Here is a 7,355-nt window from a genome sequence, read left to right on the forward strand (position 1 = left end):
GCGATTCCTTCAGCCCTTGGTGGCGCGGATCTTCGCCATGGTGGCATCGAGCGTCGCCTTCGGAACGAAGCCCGAGATATCGCCGCCCAGCCGCGCGATCTCCTTCACGAGGCGGGAAGCGATGAACTGGTTGGTCTCCGAGGCCATCAGGAAGACCGTCTCGATCTCCTGGTCCAGGCGGCGGTTCATGCCGACCATCTGGAACTCGTAGTCGAAGTCGGCGACCGCGCGCAGCCCGCGGATGACCATGCGCGCACCGAGAGCGCGCGCGTATTGCACGAGCAATCCCTCGAAGGGGCGCACCTCGATCACGGTACCGTTGCGCGCGGCGATCGCGTCGGTCTCCGCCTTCACCAGCGCGACGCGCTCCTCGAGGTCGAAGAGCGGTCCCTTGCCGATGTTGATGGCGACGCCGATCACCAGGCGGTCCACCAGCCGCGCGGCGCGGCCGATGATGTCCAGGTGCCCGTTGGTGACCGGATCGAAGGTGCCCGGATAGAGGGCGACGCGCTCAATCATTGTCTTCCGCCGTTTCCTCGGGCGGCGTGTCCTCGCCGCCTTCATCCTCGTCCGCAACCGGGAAGCAGGAGATTACGCGCTCCCCTTCCGCCAGCCGCATCAGCGTGACGCCCATCGCCTGGCGGCCGGTGATGCGGACATCGTCGGCCATCAGCCGGATGAGCTGCCCGCCATCCGTGACCAGCATGATGTGGTCGCCCGGATGCACGGGGAAGGTGGCGACCACCTCGCGGCCGGTGCGGGCGGAGAACGAGATGCCCGTGATCCCCTGCCCGCCGCGACCGGTCACGCGGTATTCGTGCGCGGAGGTGCGCTTGCCGAAGCCGCCATCGGTGACGGCGAGGATCAGTTCCTCGGCCTCGGCGAGTTCGTCGAAGCGCTCGGGGGTCAGGGCGATGTCCGCGACGGCCTCCTCGGTCTCCTCGGCGGGCGCCTCGGTGGCGTCGGCATCCTCGCTGGCGGCGCGGCGCCGCGCGGCGGCGGCCTTGAGGTAAGCGGCGCGCTCATCCGGCGTCGCATCGACATGGCGCAGCACGGCGAGCGCGATGACGCTGTCGCCTTCGGCCAGCCGGATGCCGCGGACGCCGGTGGAGTCGCGGCCGGCGAAGACGCGCAGGGTGTCCGGCTCCGCCTGGAAGCGGATGCACTTGCCGCCGCGCGTGGCCAGCAGCACGTCATCGCCTTCCCGGCACGTGGCGACGCCGATCAGGCTGTCGCCCTCGTCCAGCTTCATGGCGATGAGGCCGGAGGAGCGCACGTTCTTGAAGTCGCTCAGCCTGTTGCGCCGGACATTGCCCTGGACGGTGGCGAAGACCAAGTGCAGCCCCTCCCACAGATCCTCGTCGAGCGGCAGCGACAGCACCGCCGTCACGCCCTCCCCTTCCTGCAACGCGAGCACCTGGCGCAGCGAGCGCCCACGCCCGGTGGGCCCGGCCTCGGGCAGTTGCCAGATCTTCTCGCGGAAGGCCATGCCGCGGCTGGTGAAGAACAGCACGTACTGATGCGTGTGCGCGACGAAGGAACGGATGACGACATCATCCTCCCGCGTCCCGGCGCCTGTGCGCCCCTTCCCGCCGCGCCCCTGGGCACGGTAGGTGTCGAGCGGCGTGCGCTTGACGTAGCCGTCGCGCGTCAGCGTCACCACCATGGTGCCGGGCTCGATCAGGCTCTCGTCGTCCACATCGGCGATGCCTTCGACGATCTGCGTCAGCCGCGGCGAGGCGATCTTCGCGCGCACGGCGAGCAGTTCCGCCGACATCACCTCCATCCGCCGGATGTACGAGCCGAGGATGTCGAGCAGGTCGCGGATCTTCTCGCCGACCTCGCCGAGTTCGGCGGTGATCTTCTCGCGTTCCAGGCCGGTCAGGCGCTGCAGGCGCAGTTCGAGGATGCCGCGCGCCTGATCCTCGGTGAGCCGCACGGTGCCCGCCGGGGTGATGACGTTGCGGTAGTCGTCGACGAGTTCCAGCAGCACGCCGACATCGCCCGCCGGCCAGTCGCGCTCCATCAGCGCGACGCGCGCGGAAGCGGCGTCGGCGCTGGCGCGAATCACGCGGATCACCTCGTCGATATTGGCGACGGCGATGGCGAGGCCGATCAGCAGGTGCCCGCGTTCCCGCGCCTTGGCGAGGCGGTAGCGGGACCGGCGCAGGATCACGTCCTCGCGGAAGGCGATGAAGGCCTTCAGCGCGTCGCGCAGCCCCATCTGCTGCGGGCGGCCGTTGTGCAGGGCGAGGAAGTTGACCGCGAAGGAAGTCTGCAGCTGCGTCATGCGATACAGCTGGTTCAGCACCACCTCGGCCGTCGCGTCGCGCTTCAGCTCGATGACGATGCGCATGCCCGAGCGGTCGGATTCGTCGCGCAGGTCGGAGATGCCCTCGATCGCCTTGGCGCGGACGAGTTCGGCGATCTTCTCGAGCAGCGTGGACTTGTTGACCTGGTACGGGATCTCGGTGACGGCGATGGCCTGGCGGTTGCCGCGCATCTCCTCGATCTCGGCGCGCGCGCGCAGCGGGATGGAGCCGCGGCCGGTCTCGAAGGCCGAGCGGATGCCCGAACGGCCGAGGATCAGCCCGCCGGTCGGGAAGTCCGGGCCCGGCACGATCTTCATCAACTCTTCGAGCGACGTGTCCGGTTCCGCGATCAGCTTCAGCGTCGCGTCGATGACCTCGGTCGGGTTGTGCGGCGGGATGTTGGTCGCCATGCCGACGGCGATGCCGCCTGCGCCGTTGACCAGCAGGTTCGGGAAGGCCGCCGGCAGGACGCGCGGCTCGCTGGCGCTCTCGTCGTAGTTGGCCTGGAAATCGACCGTGTCCTCGTCGATGCCTTCCAGCAGCGCCATGGCGGATGGCGCGAGGCGCGCTTCCGTGTAGCGCATCGCCGCCGGCGGATCGCCGTCCACCGAGCCGAAATTGCCCTGCCCGTCGATCAGCGGCACGCGCATCGAGAAGGGCTGCGCCATGCGCACCATGGCGTCGTAGATCGAGGAGTCGCCGTGCGGGTGGTACTTACCCATCACGTCGCCGACCACGCGCGCCGACTTGCGGTAGGGCTTGTCGGATGTGTAGCCGGCCTCCTGCATGGCGAACAGGATGCGGCGGTGCACCGGCTTGAGCCCGTCCCGCACATCTGGCAGGGCACGCGCGACGATCACGCTCATCGCGTAGTCGAGGTAGGAGCGGCGCATCTCCTCTTCGAGCGCGACGGGCGTCGCGTCCGAGGGGGTCGGGCCGGGGGTGCTGGGGTCGCTCACGCGGGGGAACTCGATCCGATCTCGTGGGTCATGCGGCGCGGAACGGCGCTGTGCTCGGGCGCCATAGGCACCGCGCGGCGGGCTGCGTCAACCGCCGCGCGGGCACGGGGTCAGAAGGGAATCTCGTCGTCCAGGTCGGTCTTCTTGGAATCCCAGCCGCCGCCGCGGGACCCGCCGCCGGAACGGCCAGCGCCGCCCTCGCTGCCGCCGCGGGAAGCGCCGCCCGAAGGCCTTTCCGAATAGCCGCCGCCCGAGGGACGCTCGGAATATCCGCCACCCTCATCCGCGCCCGAGCCGCCCCGGCCGCCGATGAGCTGCAACTCGCCGCGGTACTGGCGCAGCACGATCTCGGTCGTGTAGCGGTCCTGGCCGTCCTTGTCCTGCCACTTGCGGGTCTCGAGCTGGCCCTCGATGTAGACCTCGCTGCCCTTGCGCAGGTACTTCTCGGCCACTTCACCGAGGCGATCGTTGAAGATCGCGACCGAGTGCCACTCGGTCCGCTCCTGCTGGTTTCCTTCGCGATCCTTGTAACGCTCGGAGGTTGCGAGGCGCAGGTTCACGACCTTGCCGCCGTTCTGGAAGTTGCGCACTTCCGGATCGCGGCCGAGCCGCCCGAGGATGATGACCTTGTTGACGCCCGCCATGAGCCACTCGTTTCCGAAGTTTTGAGCCGAAGACGCTACCATTTTCAGGCTAGCGCGACCATCCCCCACCCGCCGTCGCGGCGGCGCAGCGGCGCGGCAAGCCCTTCCCACGCGGGGGCAGCGGGGGCATATATAGTGAGAACATCACCGGAACACCACCGGCCGGCCCCGCCGCGCCGCGCGGAGCCCCCTGAATGACCGGCCATATCCGTATCCGCGGCGCGCGCCAGCACAACCTGAAGGACGTGGACCTCGACATCCCGAGGGACATGTTGACGGTCGTCACCGGCCTGTCGGGCTCAGGCAAGTCGTCGCTCGCCTTCGACACCATCTACGCCGAGGGGCAGCGGCGCTACGTCGAGTCGCTCTCCGCCTATGCGCGGCAGTTCCTGCAACTGATGCAGAAGCCGGACGTGGATTCGATCGAGGGTCTTTCCCCGGCCATCTCGATCGAACAGAAGACCACCAGCCACAATCCGCGATCGACCGTCGGCACGGTCACCGAGATCAACGACTACATGCGCCTGCTCTGGGCGCGCGTGGGCGTGCCCTATTCGCCGGCCACCGGCCTGCCGATCGAGGCGCAGACCGTCTCCCAGATGGTGGACCGCATCCTGGCGATGCCCGAGGGCACGCGCCTCCTGCTGCTGTCCCCCATCGCCCGCGGCAAGAAGGGCGAATTCAGGAAGGAGATCGCGGAACTCCAGCGCCGTGGCTTCGAGCGCGTGAAGGTCAACGGCACGCTGCACCTCATCAGCGAGGCGCCGAAGCTCGACAAGAAGCTCAAGCACGACATCGAGGCGGTGGTGGACCGCATCGTGGTGCGGGAGGGCATCGCCCAGCGTCTCGCCGACTCCTTCGAGACGGCGCTCTCGCTGTCCGACGGCATCGCCTATGCCGAAAACGCGGACACGAGCGAACGCACAGTGTTCAGCGCGAAATTCGCCTGCCCGGTCAGCGGCTTCACCATCGAGGAGATCGAGCCGCGTCTCTTCTCCTTCAACTCGCCGCACGGCGCCTGCCCGTCCTGCGACGGGCTCGGCATCGAGTCCTTCTTCGACCCGCAACTGGTCGTGCCGCAGGACGACGTCTCGCTGAAGGCCGGGGCGATCATGCCCTGGACCGGCGCGCAGTCGCCCTACTACACGCAGACGCTCGAAAGCCTGGCGAAACACTTCAAGTTCGCCATGACGGCGCCCTGGCAGGAGATCCCGGCCACCGTGCGCCAGCAGATCCTGTTCGGCACCGGCAGCGACGTCGTCACGCTCCGCTACAAGGACGGGCTGCGCGCCTATGAGGTGCAGAAGCCCTTCGAGGGCGTGATCCCGAACCTCGAGCGCCGCTTCAAGGAAACCGACAATCCCTGGGTGCGCGAGGACCTCGCGCGCTACCAGGCCGAGAAGCCCTGCGCCGCGTGCTCCGGCTTCCGGCTGAAGCCGCAGGCGCTGTCGGTGAAGGTCGCGGCCAATCACATCGGCGAGGTCAGCAACCTCTCGATCAAGCGCGCGCGGGACTGGTTCGCCACGGTGATGGAAACCCTGACGCCCCAGCGCCAGGAAATCGCCCGCCGCATCCTGCGGGAGATCGAGGAGCGCCTGCAGTTCCTGGTGGATGTGGGCCTCGACTACCTGAGCCTCGGCCGCTCCTCCGCCACGCTGTCCGGCGGCGAATCGCAGCGCATCCGTCTCGCCTCGCAGATCGGGTCAGGACTGACGGGCGTGCTCTACGTGCTGGACGAACCCTCGATCGGCCTGCACCAGCGTGACAATGAACGGCTGCTGACCACGCTGCGGCGGCTGCGGGACCTCGGCAACACCGTGCTGGTGGTCGAGCACGACGAGGACGCGATCCGCCAGGCGGACCATCTGATCGACATCGGCCCCGCCGCGGGCAAGGGCGGCGGCCGCGTGATCGCCCAGGGCACGCCGGCCGAGGTCGCGGCCAACCCCGCCAGCCTGACGGGGCAGTATCTCTCCGGCATCCGGCGCATCGAGGTGCCGGGCACGCGCCGCAAGCCGGACCGCAAGAAGCAGCTCCGCATCGTCGGCGCCACCGGCAACAACCTGAAGGATCTGAGCGCGTCGATCCCGCTCGGCACCTTCACCTGCATCACAGGCGTCTCCGGTGGCGGCAAGTCCACGCTGGTGATCGAAACGCTCTACAAATCCGCCGCTCGCCGCCTGATGGGCGCGGCCGAGGTCCCTGCCCCGCATGACCGCATCGAGGGGCTGGAGCACCTCGACAAGATCATCGACATCGACCAGTCGCCGATCGGCCGCACGCCACGGTCCAACCCCGCGACCTACACCGGGTTGTTCGCGCCCATCCGCGACTGGTTCGCGGAGATGCCGGAGAGCCGCGCGCGCGGCTACAAGGCCGGCCGCTTCTCCTTCAACGTGAAGGGCGGCCGCTGCGAGGCCTGCCAGGGCGACGGCCTCATCAAGATCGAGATGCACTTCCTGCCCGACGTCTACGTCACCTGCGACACCTGCAAGGGCAAGCGCTACAACCGCGAGACGCTCGAAGTGAAGTTCCGCGGCAAGTCCATCGCCGATGTGCTCGACATGACGGTGGACGAAGGCGTGGAGTTCTTCTCCGCCGTGCCCTCCATCCGCGACAAGCTGAGCGTGCTGCGCGACGTGGGCCTCGGCTACATCCACCTCGGCCAGCAGGCGACGACGCTATCGGGCGGCGAGGCGCAGCGGATCAAGCTGTCGAAGGAACTCTCGCGCCGCGCCACGGGGCGCACGCTCTACATCCTGGACGAACCGACCACCGGCCTGCATTTCGAGGATGTGCGCAAGCTGCTGGAAGTCCTCCACGCGCTGGTCGAGCAGGGCAACACGGTGGTGGTGATCGAGCACAACCTCGAGGTCATCAAGACCGCCGACTGGGTGCTCGACCTGGGCCCGGAGGGCGGCGAAGGCGGCGGGCGCCTGATCGCCGAGGGCACGCCGGAGGACATCGCGGCGGTGGCGGAAAGCCATACGGGGCGCTTCCTAGGCCCGCTGCTGGCCCGCACGGAGGCCCGGCCGGCAGCGAAGCGCAAGCGCGCCTGACCGCCTGGCCCCGGGCCCTTCACGCGACAGGGCACGGCTTCGACCACGCCATGCCGTTCCCGGTGCGCGCCGGGATGCAGGCGGTTCGTCGCACGCTTCCTGCCGGCCGCGGGGGCCGGTGTTCGCGGCACGCTATTGCAGATGCGGGAAGGCGGTGGGGAGGGGCGACACCGGCGGCCTCCGATCATTGCGCCAGGACTAGACCGCCGCGCCGACGCCCTTCACCGCATCGTTTCAGACCCGGCCCCGCAGCCCGGCGAGCGTCACCGCAAGCCGGTCGCCGAGGCCCCGCCCCGGGACGTCCCGACCTGCCGCGAGGCGCACGAGGTCCCGGCGCGCCAGTACCGCCGGCAGCGCCGCGGCCAGGGCGCCACGCGGGAC

Annotated in this window: 4 protein-coding genes; 1 reads left to right on the forward strand and 3 read right to left on the reverse strand. The window is 69.1% G+C overall.

What is annotated here, in order from left to right; genetic code table 11:
- Nucleotides 1–9: 9 nt before the first annotated feature.
- From coaD to ssb, 3 genes are all read right to left on the reverse strand, one after another.
- Entirely contained in the window at nucleotides 10–519 is a 510-nt protein-coding gene (gene coaD / locus GXW76_RS09190; RefSeq protein WP_211861711.1) for a pantetheine-phosphate adenylyltransferase, read from the reverse strand.
- A complete protein-coding gene (gene gyrA / locus GXW76_RS09195; RefSeq protein WP_338150919.1) occupies nucleotides 512–3,271 on the reverse strand; it encodes a DNA gyrase subunit A in 2,760 nt (919 codons plus the stop codon). Before gyrA ends, coaD begins: the two co-directional genes overlap by 8 nt.
- A 110-nt stretch (nucleotides 3,272–3,381) precedes the next feature.
- Nucleotides 3,382–3,915, reverse strand: a complete 534-nt coding sequence (gene ssb / locus GXW76_RS09200) for a single-stranded DNA-binding protein (protein WP_211861712.1) — start codon at nucleotides 3,913–3,915, stop codon at nucleotides 3,382–3,384.
- Between the two features lie 194 nt (nucleotides 3,916–4,109).
- Here ssb and uvrA point away from each other — a divergent pair, with 194 nt between their 5' ends.
- On the forward strand, nucleotides 4,110–6,974 hold the full coding sequence (gene uvrA / locus GXW76_RS09205) for an excinuclease ABC subunit UvrA (RefSeq protein WP_211861713.1): 2,865 nt from the start codon (nucleotides 4,110–4,112) through the stop codon (nucleotides 6,972–6,974).
- The last annotated feature ends 381 nt before the right edge of the window (nucleotides 6,975–7,355 follow it).

Origin of the sequence: Neoroseomonas soli (genome assembly GCF_018129065.1) — a bacterium.
Taxonomy (GTDB): domain Bacteria; phylum Pseudomonadota; class Alphaproteobacteria; order Acetobacterales; family Acetobacteraceae; genus Neoroseomonas; species Neoroseomonas soli.